This window comes from Salmonella sp. SAL00653 (assembly GCF_046552515.1).
Classification (GTDB): domain Bacteria; phylum Pseudomonadota; class Gammaproteobacteria; order Enterobacterales; family Enterobacteriaceae; genus Salmonella; species Salmonella enterica.
Genome location: NZ_JBGDTY010000031.1, coordinates 1 through 19029, shown reverse-complemented (window position 1 = coordinate 19029; position 19029 = coordinate 1). Strand labels below are relative to the sequence as shown.

At 53.7% G+C, this 19029-nt stretch carries 21 protein-coding genes and 3 pseudogenes; 1 reads left to right on the top strand and 23 read right to left on the bottom strand.

The window, feature by feature from the left end:
• From ACLJRU_RS22980 to ACLJRU_RS22950, 7 genes and pseudogenes are all read right to left on the bottom strand, one after another.
• On the bottom strand, window positions 1-566 hold a 566-nt coding region (locus ACLJRU_RS22980; protein ID WP_410957048.1), incomplete at its 3' end, for a prophage tail fiber N-terminal domain-containing protein.
• 53 nt (window positions 567-619) lie between these two features.
• Entirely contained in the window at window positions 620-862 is a 243-nt protein-coding gene (locus ACLJRU_RS22975) for a hypothetical protein (RefSeq protein ID WP_000178849.1), read from the bottom strand.
• Between the two features lie 38 nt (window positions 863-900).
• Window positions 901-1776 carry a phage tail tip protein gene (locus ACLJRU_RS22970; RefSeq protein ID WP_175400574.1) on the bottom strand — a complete coding sequence of 292 codons (876 nt, stop codon included), beginning with the start codon at window positions 1774-1776 and terminating at the stop codon, window positions 901-903.
• Window positions 1777-1802: 26 nt separating this feature from the next.
• Window positions 1803-4250 (bottom strand): annotated as a pseudogene (locus tag ACLJRU_RS22965) (host specificity protein J).
• Between the two features lie 71 nt (window positions 4251-4321).
• A complete protein-coding gene (locus ACLJRU_RS22960) occupies window positions 4322-5026 on the bottom strand; it encodes a tail assembly protein (protein ID WP_001576012.1) in 705 nt (234 codons plus the stop codon).
• The gene (locus tag ACLJRU_RS22955; protein ID WP_000606351.1) at window positions 4924-5661 is read right to left on the bottom strand and encodes a C40 family peptidase; all 738 of its coding nucleotides are present in this window, start codon (window positions 5659-5661) and stop codon (window positions 4924-4926) included. The genes ACLJRU_RS22960 and ACLJRU_RS22955 overlap by 103 nt, the downstream gene beginning before the upstream one ends.
• A 9-nt stretch (window positions 5662-5670) precedes the next feature.
• Entirely contained in the window at window positions 5671-6366 is a 696-nt protein-coding gene (locus tag ACLJRU_RS22950; RefSeq protein ID WP_001152415.1) for a phage minor tail protein L, read from the bottom strand.
• Between the two features lie 89 nt (window positions 6367-6455).
• On the opposite strand from ACLJRU_RS22950, the gene sodC1 reads away from it, so the two are divergent.
• Window positions 6456-6989 (top strand): superoxide dismutase [Cu-Zn] SodC1, encoded by a 534-nt coding sequence (gene sodC1 / locus ACLJRU_RS22945; RefSeq protein WP_000877926.1) that lies wholly within the window; start codon window positions 6456-6458, stop codon window positions 6987-6989.
• Window positions 6990-7105: 116 nt separating this feature from the next.
• Here sodC1 and ACLJRU_RS22940 read toward each other — a convergent pair whose 3' ends face one another.
• From ACLJRU_RS22940 to ACLJRU_RS22865, 16 genes and pseudogenes are all read right to left on the bottom strand, one after another.
• Entirely contained in the window at window positions 7106-7603 is a 498-nt protein-coding gene (locus ACLJRU_RS22940) for an Ail/Lom family outer membrane beta-barrel protein (RefSeq protein WP_000725267.1), read from the bottom strand.
• Between the two features lie 98 nt (window positions 7604-7701).
• Window positions 7702-8034: a phage tail protein gene (locus ACLJRU_RS22935; protein ID WP_000978295.1), complete on the bottom strand. Its 333-nt coding sequence runs from the start codon at window positions 8032-8034 to the stop codon at window positions 7702-7704.
• Complete coding sequence (locus ACLJRU_RS22930; RefSeq protein WP_077916203.1) at window positions 8031-10964, bottom strand: phage tail tape measure protein; 2934 nt, start codon at window positions 10962-10964, stop codon at window positions 8031-8033. The genes ACLJRU_RS22935 and ACLJRU_RS22930 overlap by 4 nt, the downstream gene beginning before the upstream one ends.
• Window positions 10965-11043: 79 nt before the next feature.
• The gene (locus ACLJRU_RS22925; RefSeq protein ID WP_010989009.1) at window positions 11044-11373 is read right to left on the bottom strand and encodes a phage tail assembly protein T; all 330 of its coding nucleotides are present in this window, start codon (window positions 11371-11373) and stop codon (window positions 11044-11046) included.
• Window positions 11370-11768 (bottom strand): phage tail assembly chaperone G, encoded by a 399-nt coding sequence (gene gpG, locus ACLJRU_RS22920; protein ID WP_000478859.1) that lies wholly within the window; start codon window positions 11766-11768, stop codon window positions 11370-11372. The genes ACLJRU_RS22925 and gpG overlap by 4 nt, the downstream gene beginning before the upstream one ends.
• Before the next feature lie 45 nt (window positions 11769-11813).
• A complete protein-coding gene (locus ACLJRU_RS22915) occupies window positions 11814-12563 on the bottom strand; it encodes a phage tail protein (protein WP_000132756.1) in 750 nt (249 codons plus the stop codon).
• A gap of 11 nt (window positions 12564-12574) precedes the next feature.
• Window positions 12575-12976, bottom strand: a complete 402-nt coding sequence (locus ACLJRU_RS22910; protein ID WP_038393972.1) for a phage minor tail U family protein — start codon at window positions 12974-12976, stop codon at window positions 12575-12577.
• Window positions 12973-13539, bottom strand: coding sequence for a phage tail protein (locus ACLJRU_RS22905; protein WP_000453192.1), 567 nt, complete (start codon window positions 13537-13539; stop codon window positions 12973-12975). The genes ACLJRU_RS22910 and ACLJRU_RS22905 overlap by 4 nt, the downstream gene beginning before the upstream one ends.
• On the bottom strand, window positions 13520-13819 hold the full coding sequence (locus tag ACLJRU_RS22900; RefSeq protein ID WP_000774239.1) for an ATP-binding protein: 300 nt from the start codon (window positions 13817-13819) through the stop codon (window positions 13520-13522). The genes ACLJRU_RS22905 and ACLJRU_RS22900 overlap by 20 nt, the downstream gene beginning before the upstream one ends.
• A complete protein-coding gene (locus ACLJRU_RS22895) occupies window positions 13812-14135 on the bottom strand; it encodes a DUF2190 family protein (RefSeq protein ID WP_001107905.1) in 324 nt (107 codons plus the stop codon). Before ACLJRU_RS22895 ends, ACLJRU_RS22900 begins: the two co-directional genes overlap by 8 nt.
• Window positions 14136-14225: 90 nt before the next feature.
• Window positions 14226-14621: pseudogene (locus ACLJRU_RS22890) on the bottom strand (Mu-like prophage major head subunit gpT family protein); the annotation flags it as partial.
• Window positions 14596-15480, bottom strand: a pseudogene (locus tag ACLJRU_RS22885) (phage portal protein); the annotation flags it as partial. The pseudogenes ACLJRU_RS22885 and ACLJRU_RS22890, both read right to left, overlap by 26 nt.
• A complete protein-coding gene (locus ACLJRU_RS22880) occupies window positions 15477-15683 on the bottom strand; it encodes a hypothetical protein (RefSeq protein ID WP_000196190.1) in 207 nt (68 codons plus the stop codon). The pseudogene ACLJRU_RS22885 and the gene ACLJRU_RS22880, both read right to left, overlap by 4 nt.
• On the bottom strand, window positions 15680-17818 hold the full coding sequence (locus ACLJRU_RS22875; RefSeq protein WP_077916177.1) for a phage terminase large subunit family protein: 2139 nt from the start codon (window positions 17816-17818) through the stop codon (window positions 15680-15682). The genes ACLJRU_RS22880 and ACLJRU_RS22875 overlap by 4 nt, the downstream gene beginning before the upstream one ends.
• Window positions 17775-18308 carry a DUF1441 family protein gene (locus ACLJRU_RS22870; RefSeq protein WP_038393968.1) on the bottom strand — a complete coding sequence of 178 codons (534 nt, stop codon included), beginning with the start codon at window positions 18306-18308 and terminating at the stop codon, window positions 17775-17777. Before ACLJRU_RS22870 ends, ACLJRU_RS22875 begins: the two co-directional genes overlap by 44 nt.
• A gap of 207 nt (window positions 18309-18515) precedes the next feature.
• Entirely contained in the window at window positions 18516-18995 is a 480-nt protein-coding gene (locus tag ACLJRU_RS22865; RefSeq protein ID WP_001534723.1) for a lysis protein, read from the bottom strand.
• Window positions 18996-19029 lie beyond the last annotated feature (34 nt).

Sequence of the window (19029 nt, the reverse complement as noted above, 5' to 3'; positions counted from 1 at the left end):
GACGCCGCGCTGGCTGATGCCTCCCCGGCTTTTGTGGTCGCCGTACCTGCGCTGCTCTCCGCAGATGCTGCGGATGAGGCTGCCTGTGTGGCTGATGCTTCTGCCGCTCCGGCTGCATTCACTGCTGCCGTGGCGCTTTCCGATGCCTGACCTGCTGATGTCTGCGCCTGTTCAGATGCCTGCCCTGCGGCGGTGGCATTCCGCGATGCCTCCGATGCCTGGCGGGCAACTTCTTCCACCATCGCCTCAAAACTCCGCAGCGCCTCCGGGCGGACGTCGTCTTCTGTCATGGCCCCCAGAAAATCATTCAGGGTGCCCGGCTTTGAATCATCGTAAACCGTAATAACTCCGGCATGTGACGGGGGATACCCGTCCACCAGGAGCGTGACAGTGTACTGCCCCTGCTCCACATCCATGCTGTAGCGCCCGGCGTCATCCGGATTTTCTGATGCCACCGTATTCACGACCACCGTCGTACTGGTCCGGCAGGCCTTCAGCTGAATGGTGCAGTTCTGTACCGGCGTTCCCGTACCATCCTTCAGTACGCCGGAAATAAGTACTGGCATATTGCCTCCATAAAAAAGCCCGCCCGCAGGCAGGCTTCAGATTCATTCACATCTCAGCACTGATTATCCGGGTCACGTAAATATGCCGGCAGAGAACACTGGACGCTCCGCGTGATTGTTTTTCCCTTTGCCTCGCGGTGCTGTTTCTGCCCACGGTCGGTGCCGGTATAAATCCGGGTCTGGTTTTCAATATTGCTGTTGCCGCTTCCTCTTCCGTTATCGGCAACGGCAGCAGTGGAAAATAAAACGGACAGGGAAAGCCCTGCCGCCAGAGAAATTACGCGCGACATAGTCATATTTGTTCCTCATTAAACGAAAGGGACCGGAAATCCGGTCAGTTTGTGAAGTTGCTCCCCGACCGGGAAACCATCACCAGCGGCCAGACGGAAGCAGACGTGGTGTACTGCCCACGGACCCTCAGAGAGACGCTGATATCCACGACAGGTGAAGTGGTGTAGACCGAAAAGACGACGGTCTGATACATGGCCGGAATCCCTGCGGTATACGGCATAACCTCCGCCGTTTTCACCTGGCCGTTAATATTTATCGTGACTGTGATGGCACCGGTGCCACCGTTACGCTCACAGTTAGCCATCACCGTGATGGTTTTCCCTATCTGATAGGTGGCGCTGTCGGTATACCGTGTTGAGGTGCTGCGTTCGTCGTTCGTCGCCCTGATGCTCACGCCCTGCATGACTTTTGAGCCGCAGATATCACCGACAAACTCTCTTGCTTCTATCACGCCAGAAAACTTACCGGAGGTGGCATTGATTTCTCCCGTAAACGAGCCAGATACAGCGTTGATATGGCCGCTGATATCCGCATTTTTCGCAGTCAGCTTTCCATCCTGCGTCAGGGAAAATGCCGGAGGATTCCCGCCACTGGTAATGGTCGGCGCGCTCAGGTATTTCAGGAACGCCTCATTCATGATTATCTGGTCGCCCTGCATGACGAATCCGGGCGTCTCGTTTCCGTTTGCCGGGTTAATATAAGCAATGCGATCCGCCGCCACCAGGAACTGGCTTATCTTCCCGTCAGGCGTGTCTTCCATGCTCAGTCCAAGTCCGGCCACATAATATTTGCCGTCTTTGGTCTGCTCTATTTTGACGCCCCACGTGGCGCTCCATTTATCGTTAGCGTCCTGCCACTCCTTCGAAAATTGTTGCAGTTTGCTGGCGTTATTCTCCGTCAGGTCAATTTTTTTCAGCAACTCCGTACCAAGATACGTCTCCGTAATCAGTCCCTTAAAAAAATCCAGATACCCTTTCGCGTCATCCCCCGGACGTCCGGATGCTTCCGCAAATACTGATTTTCCAGCCAGATTTACACTGCGCACGTAAAACCAGGCATCATGCAGTGGTTTCAGTCCATCCTTTATCCAGAATGACCCGACGCCCAGATACTGTGCTTTTGACTGAATATCGGCGGCAGTCGCCAGTTGCGTGGCGGAGTACCAGAACTCATACTGCACACTGGCATCGTAGACAGTCTGGTGCGGCGTCACCGTTATCTGAAAATAACCCGGCGTCATCTCAATCGTGGATGGCGCTTCCGGTGCCTGAATACTGAATGCCACGGACGCCGGTTCACCCTGCTACCCGTAACCGTTTATTGCCCTGACTGTCAGCGTGTAGTCACCCAGTGGCAGTTCGTGGAAGGCGTACTCCGTTTCGCTGGTCGTCGCCGTTGTCACCAGACGAACCGGATCGCCCTCGTTCCCACTGCCTGTGGTCAGCCTCACCACAAAACGCACATCTTTTACCACCCGCGGCGTGCCCCACTTCGCTTTGGCCTGATACAGGGTACTGTCGTTATCCGTGCTGACTGTCAGATGCTGCACAGCGGGCGGAATAATGCTGTTGGTGGTCCCCGGTAACGGGTCAAAGTGCGCCCCGTTGTCCACGATGGACTCTTTTTCCGGAACGTGCTGCAAGGCAGTGATAGCGTATGTGCCGTCGTCATTCTCCTTAATACGCACGCAACGGAAAAGGCGGCGCTTCAGGGAGGGCAGTTTCAGCCCCCAGATACTGTATGGCTGCACGGTTTCCGGCAGGACTTTCGTTACCACCCGATCCGGTGCGGGCTGCGACTGAATCTCCGTACTGAACGGCTTACCGTCAGGCCCGACAATATTCAGCGTGGTGGCGCCGCTTTCCGGTAGTGTTATTTCCCGGTCAAGCGTCAGCGTGCGGGTGGAAATATCCAGGTCAGTGATACGCCCACCGACCGACGCCCCGGCGTAATCGTTGTCGCAGACCTCAATAATATCGCCCGGTGTATGACGCAGACCTTCCGCACCGACAGAAAAATCCACGGTCTGCGTTTCCAGCAGCTCCGTCATCATCACCCACAACCCCGTCCGGTGCGCCTGTCCACGTGAGGTACAGCCGAACGCGTCCATTTTCAGCAGATTGCGTCCATAACGGGCCTGTGAGGCATGGTCTTCCACCAGCTCCGTGGAGGTTTGCCAGCCATTCAGCGGATCGGTGTATCTCACTTCTATCGCGTTATGGCGGTCTTTCAGGGCACTGAAGCTGTATTTAAAGCGCCCGCCCACCACGTTACCGTTGGTGTAGGTCCATGCTTTATCGGAGGGGCGGTCCTGGATGAAGGTCATTTTGCGGCCATTCCATACCGGCATACAACGCATCACCGAGCAGAAATCCGCCAGAACGTCATACGCCTTACGCTGGGTGGTAATATACGCATTAAGCGTCATGCGGGGTTCCGTGCCGCCAAATCCGTCCGGCACCGGTTGATCGCAGTACTGCGCGATGGCGTACAGCGCCCATTTATCCACATCCGCCCCCCGATACGCCTGCCCAGCCCGTAACGGGGGTGGGTCAGTTTATCCATCGTGCACCACGCCGGGTTATTCGTGTACGCCGGTTTAAACGCCCCGTCCCACAGGCCGGTATATGTGCGGGTATCCGGGTCATAGTTTGAGGGGACCTGAAAAATACGTCCGCGCAGGTGGTAGTTACGCGTGACCTGCTGGCTGCCGAACTGTTCCGCATCCACCAGCAGACCGGCAACCGCTGTGCCAGGATAACCCTGCCGGATATCGATGATTTCCGTATACGACGACCACAGCGTTTTGTTCTGAAGCCTGTCGGTGGTACTGTCCGGTGTCACCCTGACCATGCGGACACTGAACGGGCGCGGCGGTAAATTATCAGCCACTACCGATGCCAGATATTGTGTTGTGATCTTGCCGTTAATAGTGATATCAAATTCTGTGTTCCAGATCCCGCTACGCTGAAACTGTATCAGCAGATTCACGGAGGGCGGGTTACGGTCCCCCTTGTCCGTGGTCTCCTGCAGCATCTGTACACCAAAGGTGAAGCGTAGCCGGTCGACATTCTCTTAGACAACAGTACGGGTAACGGGATTATCGTGTTTCACTTCCACACCCAGCACCATTTCCGCGCCGGAAGCCTCAAAACCTTCCAGCGGTGCCTGTGGTGTCTCCCCCACCTGATATACCACGGTCACGCCGTGAATATTACTGTTACCGTCCGCGTCCACCACCGGCGTGTTATTAATCAGCACGCTCTGCAGACCGTTCACCGGGCCGACTATCGGTCCCTCACTGAGGGCATCAATCACGCTCAGTTGTTGTGTGGACTTCAGATCGTCCTTCGCCTCACGTGGTGTATGCCCCTTCCCTCCACCTTTGCTCATTCTCCTGGCTCCATAAATAACAAAACCGCCGTAATGGCGGTCATGTGTATCAGCTCATGTTGTCATGATTATCACTGCCGGATGACGACAGACGGTCTGGTAATCCCGCCGTCCTGCCGCGACGTGGTGTTTGCCTGTAACGGGGAGCCGATCACCACAACTTTTCCCGACGTGCTCTCATCCCGGGTACTCATCATCTGCGATATCACCCGTGACCCGATTTTCATTTCACCGTACAACACCGGCACCGGGTTCCCCTGGGCCACCATATTTTCCAGGGAAGAAAAGTACGTGTTCTGTTTCCCGTTATCTGTCTGACCCACCGTCGGTGTTTTGGGTACAGGTGTCAGCATCTGCGCCACACCACCCAGCGCCATACTGGTTCCTGCGGAAAACAATACTGCCGCCGCTACAGCATTCAGACCGGGAATAAATGACGCGCCAATCAGCGCTGCCCCGGCTACCACCTGCCAGATACCGTTTTTCGCTCCCGCCATACGCGGTACAATATGAACCACTGCCCCCGGCGGTAACGATTCGTTCAGTCTGGCAGTAAGGGTATCCGGCGCCATATCGCTCCCGGCAATCCGGACCTGATACCAGCCCTCATTCATTCGCTGCCGGAATCCGGGGAGTTGTATCGCCAGCGCATGTATGCCTTCCGCCGCTGTCTTTATGCTGAGGCTGATGCGCTTTCCAAATCGTTGTAAATCCCCGTAAAGGCAGATTCGCACCATTGCCGGTGCCGCCATATTGAGTGTGTCCGTCGTTGCCATTTGTCGTTATACCCCTCTCGTTTACTCAACTGCTCCGGAATATGGTGCAACAGTTCACCGTTGCCGCAGTAAATCGCCGCATGATTGGGCGTCGGTGAACCAAAACAGCAAATCAGCACGTCGCCGGGCTGCGCATCCTCCGGATTCACCCGGTAAAATCCCGCCGCCTCCAGGTGATCCAGATAGAGGCTTTTACCCTGACTCCACCAGTCATCTTCCCTATCGAAATCCGGCATATCAATCCCGGCCAGATGGTAGGCATCACGAAACAGCGTGTAGCAGTCCGTCACGCCATGCTCAAACTGCCGCCCGGTCAGGTGTGGCACGCAGCGGAATTTATGTATCCTGTTATCACAGACCAGCCACCAGTCCAGCCCGCTTTGTATCTGGAGGGTACGATCCGCACTGCTGAGACAGGGCTTACCGTCAGGATGGCTGTGTACCAGCGCCACGATGTCGCCGCGGTTCCGGGCATTCAGGTAATCCTCCGGGGATATACGAAAATACATCGTGGGTTCAGCAGACAGATTTTCACACGGAAAATACCGCTCTCCCTGTGCCGTTCTGACCACATAACCGCACGATTCCGCAGGCGCACACTGTCGGGCATGTGCCAGAATGTCATCGTTAATCATGGGAACCTGTTAAGACAGTTTGTTGATGGAAGCGAAAAATCCGGCATTCACCAGATTGTTACGCATTTCACAGCCTTTCATGCAGTGGCTGCATTTATCCTTTTTCGGGTCTGAGGTGGGCTTATCGAACTCATCGGCCACGGGCGGGCCGTCGTATCCGCAGTTTTCATCCCGGTAATCCCACGGACAGGAGTCCGCCAGCATGGTACGCCCCGGCACCACAGAACCGTCGGTTTCTGCCGGTGATGCCAGAATAATGGTAGCAGTTGATGAATCCAGTTCTGACAACTGCTCCACGTTATAGCGCGCTACCGCCTCCTGCTCCGGGTCAGCGTCCGGATTGCCGTTACTGAAATTCACCGCATCAAGAAACTTGCTGTAAACCTGATGCCTTACCACTGACGCGCCGACGAGACTTTGCAAATCCTCCGCCATCCCCGTGACCAGACCAAAGAGATTGGCAACAACGAGGTTCGGGCGGGGAGATGCGCCTTTCCCGTTCATCTCAAAATCCTGTACCTGTATCGGGTACGGTTCGTACTGCCTCCCCTGCCAGGTTAACGGCTCGCCTTTTTCGTTCGGTTCGTTACAGAAGAAAAAGCGCTCACCGCCAATCGCGGTTAAATCAAATTCCCACAAATCCACCTTCGCGGACTGCTCCGCTTTGGTGGTCTCGCTCAGGGTTTCCTGTGGTATATCCTGCATATATGAGAGATCCTTTATTATTTATCTTGCAAACATATACCTGCTTTTATTAATGGTATTTACGATACAACCAAAAAACGAGGTAACTAATGAAATACACAATATTGTCGCTGGTAGCTGGTGCGCTCATCAGTTGTTCAGCAATGGCAGAGAATACCCTGACTGTAAAGATGAACGATGCCCTGTCCAGCGGAACAGGAGAAAACATAGGTGAAATCACAGTTTCAGAGACACCTTACGGTCTGCTTTTCACTCCTCACCTAAATGGTCTTACGCCAGGAATTCACGGCTTCCATGTCCACACAAACCCAAGTTGTATGCCGGGAATGAAAGACGGTAAAGAGGTTCCGGCGCTCATGGCCGGAGGACATCTTGACCCCGAAAAAACCGGGAAACATCTTGGCCCATATAATGACAAAGGGCATTTGGGGGATCTGCCTGGACTGGTTGTCAATGCAGATGGTACAGCCACGTATCCGTTACTGGCACCACGCCTTAAATCACTGTCAGAACTGAAAGGTCACTCATTGATGATCCATAAAGGCGGTGACAATTACTCCGATAAACCTGCTCCACTGGGTGGTGGCGGTGCACGTTTTGCCTGTGGTGTCATTGAGAAATAACAGCAACATAGCCATATCGTCATAATTTCGTTTTACCCATAAAAAAGCCCTCTCACTGGAGGGCATTAAATCTGTATCGATGTTAAAGGTCAGAAGCTGTAACCTACGCCAAGCACCTAGGTTCCAGCTTTGACGTCACTGTCAGCATCAGTGGAAAAACTTGTATGCTCATAAGACGCATTAACGGCAATATTTTCAACCGGGTTAAGCTGAATACCTGCCCCATAAGCAAAGGCGGTTTTATTGTCAGAATTTCCCCAGTTATCCTTAATATGTCCGTTTGCTGCACCAATCATCACGTAAGCATTCAGATAGTCGTTAAAACGGTATGAAGGACCAACAAGAAGGGAGGTATAATCAGCATCACCTACCTTATACCCATAGTTATTAACATCAGCCGAGGTGTATGTAACTGAACCCATCGCCCCGAATCCACTGTCCAGATCTTCCCAGTTATATTTGATGTTGGCACCGTTCGCATTACCGGAAAGCCAGCCGCTTAAATCTGTGTAGGCATATCCAATTGAAACGGTATTTTTATACCCTGCTGCGTTAGCCACGCCGATGCTACCTAACGCCAGACCAACTAAAACCGCCACGACAATCTTTTTCATAACATTTCCTTTTTTTGATTATTGACTGTGCGGGCTCAGTGAAACAGCAGCAGGTTAGAAAGTTCAATCATATTTATCGATCGTTTCGATCAAAAATACTAAGAAATAACCTGCTCAAATGTCGCGGTGAATGTTGTTTTCAGCAATCCCGCTTTTACACTCCATTTCCGGCAGACAACCTTAATCTGCCGGTATCCGTAAGGCGGAGTCCACAAAAACGCCTTCACACCGTTATGCTGTGACAAAAAGCCCTCCAGTGCCGGACCATCCTCCCGGTCAACGCGGATAGTCACACTGTATTTTTTCAGGTCATTATTGATCCCGGATGCACGCCGCTGCTCGTAGCCATCACCGAACCTCACCACCGACACCTGTGGTTCCGAATCCACCCCCATGTCCGGGTCAACTTTCCAGTGAAAGGTTTTCATCATCGATATGCCCCGCTCAGCCTGCCGCCGTCACGCCCCTGCTGCTGCACGAAATCAGCCGCCGCCTTTTTACCCAGATCATAAACCGCCTTCAGCGCCTGCGGCGTCAGTTCCGGCCCCGTGTTGCTGATTGCAATATGATACTGCGGTGCAAACATCGCCATCCCTCCGGAACCTGCTGCCACAACCCCCAGCTTACCGTCAGTACCGCGACGAAGCGGCAGTATAGCCTCCGGACCGGCCTCTCCCATTACTGCCGCCCCTCTGGCAAATGCAAAGAACGTCGGTCTGTTAACAATACTGCCGCTGTACTGACTGAGTCCTGCTGAGCGGTACACGCCGCCGTCCGCATTTGGAATGACCGACAGCGCCGCTGAACTGTATGCCCCGGATGGTGTACTTCCGCCTGCTGATGCGCCAAAGACGAACATACCCAGTACTGAACCCAACAGTTTAGAAGCCGCAATACGTGCCTCCATTTTTGCCAGGTCAGCCAGGATGGAGACCGTCAGGCTCCGGAAACTGCCCTTTCCGGTCACGGCAAAATTCGCGATACTGTCCGCCATGCCGTTAAATGCGTTTGTGAAAACGTTCTCCGTCATGCCTGCCACGTTGCCCCCCTGCGCCAGAAAGTTATCCAGCGCCCGCGACGCGCCCTGCGTCCAGTCTCCCTGCGCAGCATCCACTTTCGCGTTATAATCCGCCCACTCAGCCAGTCGGCGATCGAGACTGGCCTGAAGTTCCTGCTCCGCCTGACGGTATTCGTCAGAACCGTATGTCCCTTTTGCCTTGCTGTCGCGCTTAAGCTGCTCCAGTTGTTCCTGGTAGTGCTGTTGAATTTTCAGATGCTCTTCGTACCGGCCACGTTGCTGATCGCCCATACCCATTGTGGCCAGCGCCAGTGCGTGCTGCTGCCTGACGCGGGATTCTTCGTCAGCGAGCTGGCTGGTTAATGTGAGCGTCTTTTTCTTCAGTTCATTAAAGGCATTCTGGTGTTGCAAATCCTGTTGTGAGATATCCAGCTTCTGTAGCGCAAGCGCTATTTCATCCTTATGTGCCAGTACGCTTTGTTCATCCGCCGTCAGTTTTTTACCGGACAAATCAGCGATGCGCTGCTGAAATGACAAAAGCTGCTTATGCGCTTCCGTCATTTTTTCGGTCGTGGAAAGCTTCGCGGCGGCAATCAGCCCTTCAGTCTGCGCCTGTTGCTGGCTGTACTGCAAAAGCAGTCGCCCGGCCTCGTCGTTGTAGTAAGCCTTTGGCTTTTCCTTCTGCCGTGCCATTGCTTTTTTATGGCGTTCGTTTTCACGCTCCAGCGCGGCATTGCGTACCGCTGCATCGGCATACTGCATGGCGGTAATGCGCGCCACCTCCCGTTGATGCCGCAGGGATTCAGTTTCATTATCCCGGTTCAGCGCGGCGTTCTGCTCGTTCCGGCGCTTCTGAGTCTTCTGATAATTACGCTCTGCCTGCGCCTTCGCATCCAGCAGGTCCTTCTGGCGTTTCTGTTCCTGAAGTTCGTTCAGTTGCTGCTGATCATATTCAGTCTGGGAGGAAGACACTGTCCATGGCGTTTTTCTGGCGCGCGCGATTTTTTCCTGCAGTGTCGCGATTTTTTCATCGAGCATATCTTCCCGCCCGATATCCAGCATCCGATCCCACGCCCACTTCGCCGCATCACCCACGGCATTCCATGCCTTCTCGATCCAGCCCAGATTATCATGTACGTCACCCGCCCGTTTATTCATCTCTTCCGAATACGCGGACATGGCAATTTTCGCAGCATCAGCCGTTCTTCCCTGTTCACCGAGCACCCTGATTTGTTCAAGCTGGGTGGCAGTCAGAAAATGCAGTGCCCTGTCCAGTTCTTTCGCCGCGTTCACCGGATCATCCTGCAGCCGTTTAAACTGGCGGATGGTTTCATCCACTGCCTGCCCGGTAAACGCTCCGCTACCGACCACCTGGGTCAGTACTCCTGCCGCGTCGTGCTGCGTGACGCCATTTCCGGCGAGCGACTTCGCCATTTCATTAAGCTTGCCTGTGGTTTTTCCGGCGTAACTTCCGGTCAGAATAAGCTGTTTATTGAACTCCTCACTTTCTTTCGCCCCCTCATAGTACGCCTTACCCAGTCCGTAAACCGCCGCAGCCACACCGCCAACCAGCCCGCCGAGCATCATGCCCTTCGGCGACATCAGTTGCTCAATCCACCCGGCCCGGTTGGCCAGCGTGATACCGGAACCGCGAAGGGCGCCAAAATTTCCCCGTGCCAGTTCACCAATCAGTACGCCTATCTCGCGGCGCGCCATTGCTGATTTCAGTCCCAGTGCATGAGTGGATTTTGTTGCGGTATCCAGTTTGCGGATATAGACATCGGCGGCACTGCTAACCCCCAGTTCAGCCGCCTTCACCCGCAGCAACTCAGTACGGGAGAGGCCCTGTACCGCCGTCTGCTCTTTCAGTCGACGTATAAACTGTGCTTTTTTCTGCGTGGCCAGCGCCTCCGCATCGGTAAGTTCGCGTGTCTTTGCAGCAGCTTCAGACACCAGAGCCAGATAATCGCCCTGTGAAATATCTCCGCGTCCTTTCGCCTGTCGTACCTGCGCCTGGATACGCTGTAACTCCTGCAGACCACCGCTTAACTGTTTTACACTGTCAATCTGACGGTAAAATGCCGCTGCGGCTGCATCCTGAGCCTGTGCAACCACCGCTGCCTGCGCAGCTTCCGCCCTTAACTTCTGATTCAGGTCGACAGCCCTTTCTCTGGCCTCGTTCGCCTCACGCGCCAGTTGTGCCATAGCGTCACTCTGTGTGCGTGTGGCAACCTGTGATTGCGCCATAGCGGCACTGATACTTTTTGCCGATGCCGCCACACTTCTGGCGCTGGACTCCATACATCGCTTGATGCGTTTTTCAACGAGATCACTGCTGTCCACCAGCTTCCCCAGCCCGTTACTGGCAGTCTGAAGACCGGCGGCAACTTTAGCTGTATCAACATCCATGTTGATGACGATATCACCGACTTTCTGGCTCAAATCTCACTCCTCCCGGAATACCGACTGCCACTTCAAGCAGATCCTGCTCCGTCATGCTCTGTACCGCTCCGGGTAATGTCAGCAAACTGAAGTCCGCTGCATCGATTTCTTTCCCCGTCACCAGCATGAACACCTGCGCTTTCAGCGTGGAAAACTCCGCATCCAGCAGGGCATCACTGAAACTGTTTTCCCGAAAGAAATCAGCCCACTCACTAAGTTCAGTTGAACTCATTTCGTCCAGCATCCGGCGCCAGTCAGGCCGCCGGAACTCCCGGGCCAGTTGCCGGACAAAATGAAGCTCATTATTCAGGACTTTTCCGGCGTCATGTCCTCTGATTCATTACCTGAATCACTGGCGTTATCTTTCTTATCCGCAGACAGCCCGCTGAGCATCAGAACACTTTCTGCGCCTGCGTCCAGCGCCTCATACGACCACTTCGCCTGTACTGACTGATAAAGCGTGTCTGCATCCTGAGAAGAATCACCATTCAGAAGCGAGCGGGATACCAGCCAGGCATTAATTTCCAGTGCCATTTGCATATAAGCCACGCGCTTATCCGCTTCCGTCGTACCATCCATATCCGTGTCATATTTCGCAGTACGTTTCTGGATGAACTCCAGGTACTCAATACGTTGCAGGCCGGATAACTCGAACAATGCCACCGACGCATCCCCCCGGGTAAACGTCTCTTTCTTTAAAAACATGATTTATTCCTGAAAAAAATGCCCCAAAACAGGACGAGAGGTGGGTTATGCCTGAACAGTAATATCCGCAATAGCGGTAAAATTACCGTCTGTTGTCATGCCAATAATTTTCACTGTACCTGCCTTAACACCTTTTACAGTGGCAATATTTTCCGCCTGCGTGACGGTGGCTGTAGTCGGATCTGACGTTGCGATACGCAGTGATTTATCTGTCACGTTATCCGGTTTCACCGTGAACGTAACCGCTGTTGTGGCGCCGACCTTCACGGTGGCATTTGTCGGTTCCACTGTCAGTCCGGTAACACTAACCACTTCCGGTGCATCCTCTTCAGCCATGTACGGACGGCCCACACTGGTAATTTTTACTGTACGGGCGATCTCATCCTTACTCTGCACCGTTTTCCCCAGCGAGCTCACCCAGCCTCTGAACACATCAACAGTGCCGTTCGGATACTTGATCCGGAATCCGCGCTTCTGCCCGGTCGTGAACAGTTGAATAAGCTTTTTCTGTACGTCCTCACCTGGCTTCCACGCCAGCGTCACAGAAGTATCCCCGGCAGACTTCTGTCCCTGTGTGGTACTTTTCCAGTCAGCGTTCTCGTCATCAAGATAGTTATTATCTTCTGCATCTGCCGTCAGTTCTCCCGGCTGCAGGTCTTTTACGTTTGCCAGCCTCAGCCAGTTATTATCACTTAGCGGGCTGGCGAACGGATCACCCTCGCTGTTGTACATCCAGAATGTGGTATTTGCGCCTTTTACCGGCGCAAGTGGATTAGGAATTGTCGTGTCTGTCATTCTCTTTTCCTCTACATGGAATAGGTGATGTCGTAACTCAGATCGGCTGACCCCCACATCGCCATTTCATCGTCTCGCTGATAGTTATACCCCTGCGCCGACATTGTCCGGATGATGTCACCCAGTCCCGCCACGCTCCCCAGTGCCGGATACACCCTGTTCTCCATCTGTTCATCCAGGGCGCTGTCCGGTGCAGTGGCTTTCAGAAATACTTCCACATGTAGCACCGCGCTCCAGATATCACCGTCCACCTCAGTACCGGTATACTGAGCATCACTCAGGTACACCGCCACCGCAGGTAACTCATCCTCCTCCACCACGACCGGACGACCGTCAAAAAACGTGATGGAGCCATCATCGGTCTTTTTTAATGCGGCAATAATGGCCTGCCGTACTGCACTGTGTCGGGTCATTTTTTAGTGAATCTCCTCAGTTCATAACTGATTTCATGCTTCAGCTCTTTGGGCATCTCCGTTTTCATCTGTAAAACAACCTGCGTGTTGAACGCATGGCGCAATGCATCAGCAACCGGGATTTTCACCACATTAAGTGGGTATCTTCCGGCACCGGAACGCTCAAATACCTGCCACCATCCGTTCGGAGCCTGCGCAATAAACCCCCGGTCAAAACGGTATTTTCCTATACGTAGCGGCTTACCTTTTCTCCCCCTCATCGGGGTTGATGGTGGCGAACTCAGTAACCTGATGGCAGTCAGCGGATCACAGTTCACATAAATGTTGGCAAAAGGCTTGTCCGCTCTGGCCAGCCTGACTCTGGCGCGACGTCTTACCGTTCTGACGGGAATACCCTGCCGTCGGTTGTCTCCGGCCACCACCAAAGCAGCAGCACTGCGAACTGACACGCTGACCACCCGTTTTGCCACCCGGTTAATGGCCCGAATTTTTGCCCGGGTCACATATCCACGATCAATTTCTTTAAGTACTGAAATGGCCTCTTTAAGCCCCTTTACCTCCATTGTTCTCCTCCAGAGTCAGTTGTGGCTTACCGTTAAAACGCCGGATACGGGTCACGGTAAACTCACTGCCCCGCAGTACCACCCTGTCTCCCCGGCGCGGGATAACGTTGCCTGAAAACACCACTACGTTTTTTCCGTTTCCTTCAACAGGCCCCAGTTCAGCCAGAAAATCAGACTCCACCACTATGCAGTCAGTCCCGTTGATGTTGACCTTCATGCCGAAGCGTTCTGCGATAAGTGCATCCATGCGCCTTTTCATCCCGTCAAAAAGGTCAGCCATTAATTTTTACCGGAACGGTTTCATCACCGTTTGCCGCTGGCGCCCATACCACCCCGACATACGGCAGGCTGCCGGTTGCATCCGTCTGAACCACGTTATCCTTCAGATACACTTTTTTCCCGACGGCAATATCCTCTGTTGTCAGTTTTGGTATGCTGAATACCCCTTCTGCGATGCCGGTTCCGGCGCTCCCGGCGGCAATATCGGTAACAGCCACAGCGAACATATCGCCGACCTGTACCAGATCTCCGCTCTTTAGTGACGTGGTCGCCACAATTTCAATCGTTTTGTCGTCTTCCACGTAATTCTTAGCCACGGTTATTCTCCTTTCCGGCACGCCGTGCCGGATTTCAGGTATAAAAAAAGCCCGTCAGGGCCGTATCGCTTAATGTCTGCTTTTAGTGGGTTATACGGTGCATTTCACCATGCCGCGATAATCCACCGGCGCAACGCCCGCATCAATACGAACTTTCGTGGTTACGCCATCCACCGTGAATCCTTCCTGCTGGTCGATATACGGCTCATCCACGCCGTTAAGGTAAGCCACCTCAACGGTATCGCTGCCTTTTGCTGCAGTAAGATAGAAAGTGGACTGACTGGCGTCATCAAGACGAGGCTCCGCGATCACCGTGGCGAAATCTTTCACCGGGTTAATGATCCCGGCGTTAATATCCGCCCCCTTGACACTGACAGATTTAATCACCTGATTTGAAACAGACTCCATCGCCGTCGGCACCAGTACAAATGCCGGACGGATATTGAGGTGGCGATCGCCCTCTTTCTGCATCCGCATTAGCTGGCGCGTCACCATCCTGTACCATTGCGTCACTGCGCCGGATAAACATGGCAAAAGCCGCCGAAATACGCGCGGCCAGCCTTTCACTGTCCTCATACTCCTTCAGATCCAGCAGCCGGATAATAACCGGCGCCAGCAGCGTGACGCCCCGCGCCTGATTCAGGCGACGGGTGAATTTAAGATGCAGCATATTTTCTGCATCGATAAGCTTGGTGGCCACCATAGCGGTGGCAAATCCCGGCCAGGATTTACAGACGATGTAACTTTTTGGCCTTTGCCAGTCGTTAAAATAGATCCCCTGAATCAGATTATTTGTACTGTCCGTCTGTTCCATCGGGACATAATCCGGTTCCATCGCCTCAAGCCAGAACGGTACGCCCGCCACCGGCTCAAGCCCCGGCATTTTTCCCGCCACCATCTGGGAGAACACCTCCCCGTCCCGCAACCATGTGCGTAACAAAAGGCGCTCCAGTACCGGGCGCGTATATTGTCCGGTCACGTCCGGCGACACGGACCACTCTGCCCATCTGGCGCGGATTTGTTCCGCCAGCGCGTTATTCAGCGTTCCGGCCACCGTCAGTGGTTGTGGCTCAACGATGATCCCCTTAGCCCCGATAACGCGCTCTTCCATCTTATCGAGCGCCCCCACCACCAGATCGTGATTGTTATCGAACCAGCGGGCCTGCTCCCGCAGGGACTTTCCGGCAATCTGGTTTAGTTGATTGGCGTTGCGGTTTTCACGCTTAATTTTATGTGTCCGGGTGGGTATTGCAGCCTCGTAAGCTTTTATTACTGCCCGCGATCGGAGTCTTGATACAGCCCATCCCGGCGACATCATGCTGATAGCTTTATCGATAAAATTCATGACAACCTCGCCCGGGTGAAAAGCCGTCGCGGATTATTTAACCGCTGTAACCTGTCTTCAATCTCGCGGCGCCCCTTCCTGATTTCCTCCAGACTTTCCATTGTCATTGACTGACCGTTAAGCATGATGGACTTGCCTTTCAGTACAGCAAGCTCGGCCTCCAGATAGGCGTTGTACAACTCCTGTAGCCCTGCCCTGGTCATAACCACCCTCCTCCGGAACCACCGCCCCAAGCGGGTAAAATTTTTTTCTTCCTGGCTTTCACGGCTTTCTCTCCTCCTTCGTGTTGCTCCTGCTGGCGAACCTCAACAGGCTGCGTGGTTTTTGCGGCGTCTTTTTCCGGTAAGCGAGCCCATCCTGGTGGTTTTTCCCAGTTGATTCGCTCATAGCCACGGAGAATAGCCAGCGCGTGGGCGTAACACATCAGATCGAGCGCCTCGTTATTACCGCGTCCCGGTTTTTTCCACTTTCCGTCTGCGCTGTGCTCTTCATAGGTCAGTTCCTCGTAGAACCACGGCCCCAGCCAGTCAGGAAAATGAATGTAATTCGCCCCCGGCTCCTCACGCTCCAGTGCGGCAGCTACCCTGTCTTTCAGGGCATTGGTCTGTAACAGATACAACGGCACATCCCCCCTGGCTTTTGCCCGACGTTCTGAGCGTTCGGTGTTATCGGGATAGGTTTTGGTGATCAGCTTCTCGCGTCGGGTACTGTCTCCCTTGAACAGATAAACGCGCCCGGCAACGCCTTTTCGCTTACACCTTCGCCAGAACGCGTAGGCATTATCGGTAACACCGTCTTCACCACCTGAGTCCACCGCCATTGCCAGTACCGGCATAAACTGTTCAGGATCTGCCGCCAGCGGATACGTCTTTTCCAGCACATCCGTTTTCAGCAAATCCCAGTCTTCCGGTCTTGCAGCCGGATTGACAGGCTGGCTTTCGCCATCCTCATTCACTCTCAGGGAATAACGGATGTTGTAGCGGTCAATGATCCAGCGTTCACCATATGCGCCATAGCCCACTACCTGGACCACAAAGCGCCGCTTTTTACCGCCCTGTACGTCAACGGTTGCCACAATAAAACGCACCCCGTCAGAAACGGTACGTTTTGATACGTCCTCAGCGCGTGCCATCAGCGCGTCACCGCTGCGTGCCTCCAGCGAGCGACGGGACTGATAGGGTAATCCCCAGTCCGTATTGATGACGGCTTTCAGGGTTTCCTCGCTGCCGGCTCGTTCGTATTCCTCTTCGGCGGTCAGCAGCTTGTAAACCAGTTGCGCCCAGGTCTGATAAGCCGCCGCCGGTCCCTCCATCCAGAAACTGGCGATACGTGAGCGGCGGGCTTCGCCGGTAATATTGCCGTCGCGGTCAATGTGCTGACCTTCCCGCAACCAGACGCCACGATTATTCAGCTCACGCTTCTGCTGTGGTTCAGTCAACTTATGGCAGTGTGGGCACTGAATCCGCGCTGCTTCACTGGCCTCCATAGGGTCGGCAATATGGCGATAGCCGGTCATATTCGCCATTGATGGCTGAAAATATTCGCCACAATGCGGACACGGCCAGTACCAGCGACGACGATCGCCACGGTTGTACAGGGAAAGTATTCCTGTGGTCGGCGGTGCTTCGTGCGGTGATGACGGTTTCCATCTGGTATCGGTAATTTCCCGCCCCGGCGAGCTCTCCACCAGTGTCATACCCAGCGACATAAACGTTGTGGTACGCTTCGACGCCAGCGAGAATGCATCCCCCTCACCATCAACATCTTCGGGGAACCGATCGTAGTCAGTCAGCGCCACACATTTAAAATCCGAAGACGAAAAAACATTGATTGATGGCCAGCCAATTTTCAGAAACGAGCCATCACGAAACGTTTTATCATGCACATTATTATCGTTACGGTGAGGGCTGAGTCTTCTTGCTATCGCCGGACTGTGGCGAAACATCTTTGCCAGACGCCGCTTTGAGTGCTCCTGCGCCTTGTCCTGAGTCATCTGAACCACCAGCATGTCAGACGGATCGCAGACAATATTGTAGGAAATCCAGCCGTCAATCAGCCCCAGCGTCTTACCGGTTCTTGCCGGGGCGACAAATACCACGGCATCGTAGCTGCGTGATGACAGGCAGTTCATGGCTTCCACCACATAGGGGGTCAGGGTGGATTCCCATGCCACAGAATTTCCCGCATCGCGTGGTACGCGCATATATTTTCTGACCGCATCCGATATTTTCATCCTGCGCGGCGGCCTGAACATCGATGAGATATCACATCCGGCAACAACGGCAGAGGCTAAACTATTCCTGCTCTTCCTCTTGCCCTTCGTCACCGTTGTCATCATCATCTCCGTTTATAGCATCCGCGCAGGCCTGGTATGTCATGCTGGCCAGATCTTCCCTGAGTTGATCAATAATTTTTTGCGTCATTTCCAGCGCATCAGGCGGCAATGCCGCATCCCTTTCCAGTAAGTCCGGCAGTATCTCCAGTGTCTTGACGACCGTTTTTGCCATGACAGCATAAACGCTCAGCACCTCGCTGGCCGGGATCAGAGTTCTCATCTCCTTTTCCAGCTCAATACGCGTCATTTCCGACTGAAACCATGCCCGTCGATCTGAGGGTTTCATCTTATTGGGGTCATTCTCCCCGGTAACAGCCGGCATCGTCATCATGGCGGTCAGAATATCCACCAGCCGGTAGATTTTCAGGTTACTACCGTTCCCACCTGAGGTTTTTACGCCCTTCAGCCTGCTGGCGATGGTCTGTCGGTGTGCACCAGTGATGGCCGAAAGCTGTGTGATGTTTAATTCGAGGCTTTTAATTTCCTGTTCCACAGTCGTGCTCTTTTCCTGTATACGGTGAAAATGGCGTTCAGTGTCGAACAAAAAACGTACCACTTCGACACTGAAAACAGTAAATGTATTGATTTTTAAGGTTATTTTTCAGTGCTGACAGAGACTAAAAAATCAAAAATCAGCCGATTCCCGCGAGCCCGAAGCCACCCGTGGCGCCCCCTGCCCGGGAGTACCTTTTTAATACAGTCACCATTGGTTACTAGTTTTTCCTGCATTACCGTGGCATTGGGTGCGAATGTACGCCTGCGCCCCTTCCAGTTGCTTTTGCATCGTCTTCACTCGCTCTTTGAGGGCGAAATAATCCCGTTGAGCGGAGTCTGCCAGTCTGGGGCTGGCTGCATTATCCATGCGGGCGGTGGAGGTGGATTTACCTGTCGGCACTGCGGGGCATGTTGCGTTGACGTACAGGCGACGGCGGCCAGCGGCAACATCATCGCGCAAAGCATCATTCTCAGCTTTCGCATCGGCTAATTCCTTCGTGTATTTTTCATCGAGGGCGGCAACGTCACGCTGGCGCTTAGTCATGTCGGTAATTGTCGCGTTCGCCAGCGTCAGCCTATGAGTAACGGTGTCGCGCTGCTCTTTGTAGGCGATGGCATTATTTCGGTAGTGATTTGCCAGCAGACCGGCAACAATTAGCGAGACGAGCAACAGGCCAACAAACATCGTTTTCCAGTTGAACATCATGACAGGAACAGAG

Excerpts from the sequence above, each read along its gene's own strand:
- ACLJRU_RS22960 (WP_001576012.1), bottom strand. The coding sequence starts at position 5,026 with ATGGCAACGACGGACACACTCAATATGGCGGCACCGGCAATGGTGCGA.
- ACLJRU_RS22950 (WP_001152415.1), bottom strand. The coding sequence starts at position 6,366 with ATGCAGGATATACCACAGGAAACCCTGAGCGAGACCACCAAAGCGGAG.
- gpG (WP_000478859.1), bottom strand. The coding sequence starts at position 11,768 with ATGTTTTTAAAGAAAGAGACGTTTACCCGGGGGGATGCGTCGGTGGCA.
- ACLJRU_RS22935 (WP_000978295.1), bottom strand. The coding sequence starts at position 8,034 with ATGATGAAAACCTTTCACTGGAAAGTTGACCCGGACATGGGGGTGGAT.
- ACLJRU_RS22955 (WP_000606351.1), bottom strand. The coding sequence starts at position 5,661 with ATGATTAACGATGACATTCTGGCACATGCCCGACAGTGTGCGCCTGCG.
- sodC1 (WP_000877926.1), top strand. The coding sequence starts at position 6,456 with ATGAAATACACAATATTGTCGCTGGTAGCTGGTGCGCTCATCAGTTGT.
- ACLJRU_RS22900 (WP_000774239.1), bottom strand. The coding sequence starts at position 13,819 with ATGGCTGACCTTTTTGACGGGATGAAAAGGCGCATGGATGCACTTATC.
- ACLJRU_RS22910 (WP_038393972.1), bottom strand. The coding sequence starts at position 12,976 with ATGACCCGACACAGTGCAGTACGGCAGGCCATTATTGCCGCATTAAAA.
- ACLJRU_RS22865 (WP_001534723.1), bottom strand. The coding sequence starts at position 18,995 with ATGTTTGTTGGCCTGTTGCTCGTCTCGCTAATTGTTGCCGGTCTGCTG.
- ACLJRU_RS22875 (WP_077916177.1), bottom strand. The coding sequence starts at position 17,818 with ATGATGACAACGGTGACGAAGGGCAAGAGGAAGAGCAGGAATAGTTTA.
- ACLJRU_RS22940 (WP_000725267.1), bottom strand. The coding sequence starts at position 7,603 with ATGAAAAAGATTGTCGTGGCGGTTTTAGTTGGTCTGGCGTTAGGTAGC.
- ACLJRU_RS22915 (WP_000132756.1), bottom strand. The coding sequence starts at position 12,563 with ATGACAGACACGACAATTCCTAATCCACTTGCGCCGGTAAAAGGCGCA.
- ACLJRU_RS22905 (WP_000453192.1), bottom strand. The coding sequence starts at position 13,539 with ATGGAGGTAAAGGGGCTTAAAGAGGCCATTTCAGTACTTAAAGAAATT.
- ACLJRU_RS22975 (WP_000178849.1), bottom strand. The coding sequence starts at position 862 with ATGACTATGTCGCGCGTAATTTCTCTGGCGGCAGGGCTTTCCCTGTCC.
- ACLJRU_RS22880 (WP_000196190.1), bottom strand. The coding sequence starts at position 15,683 with ATGACCAGGGCAGGGCTACAGGAGTTGTACAACGCCTATCTGGAGGCC.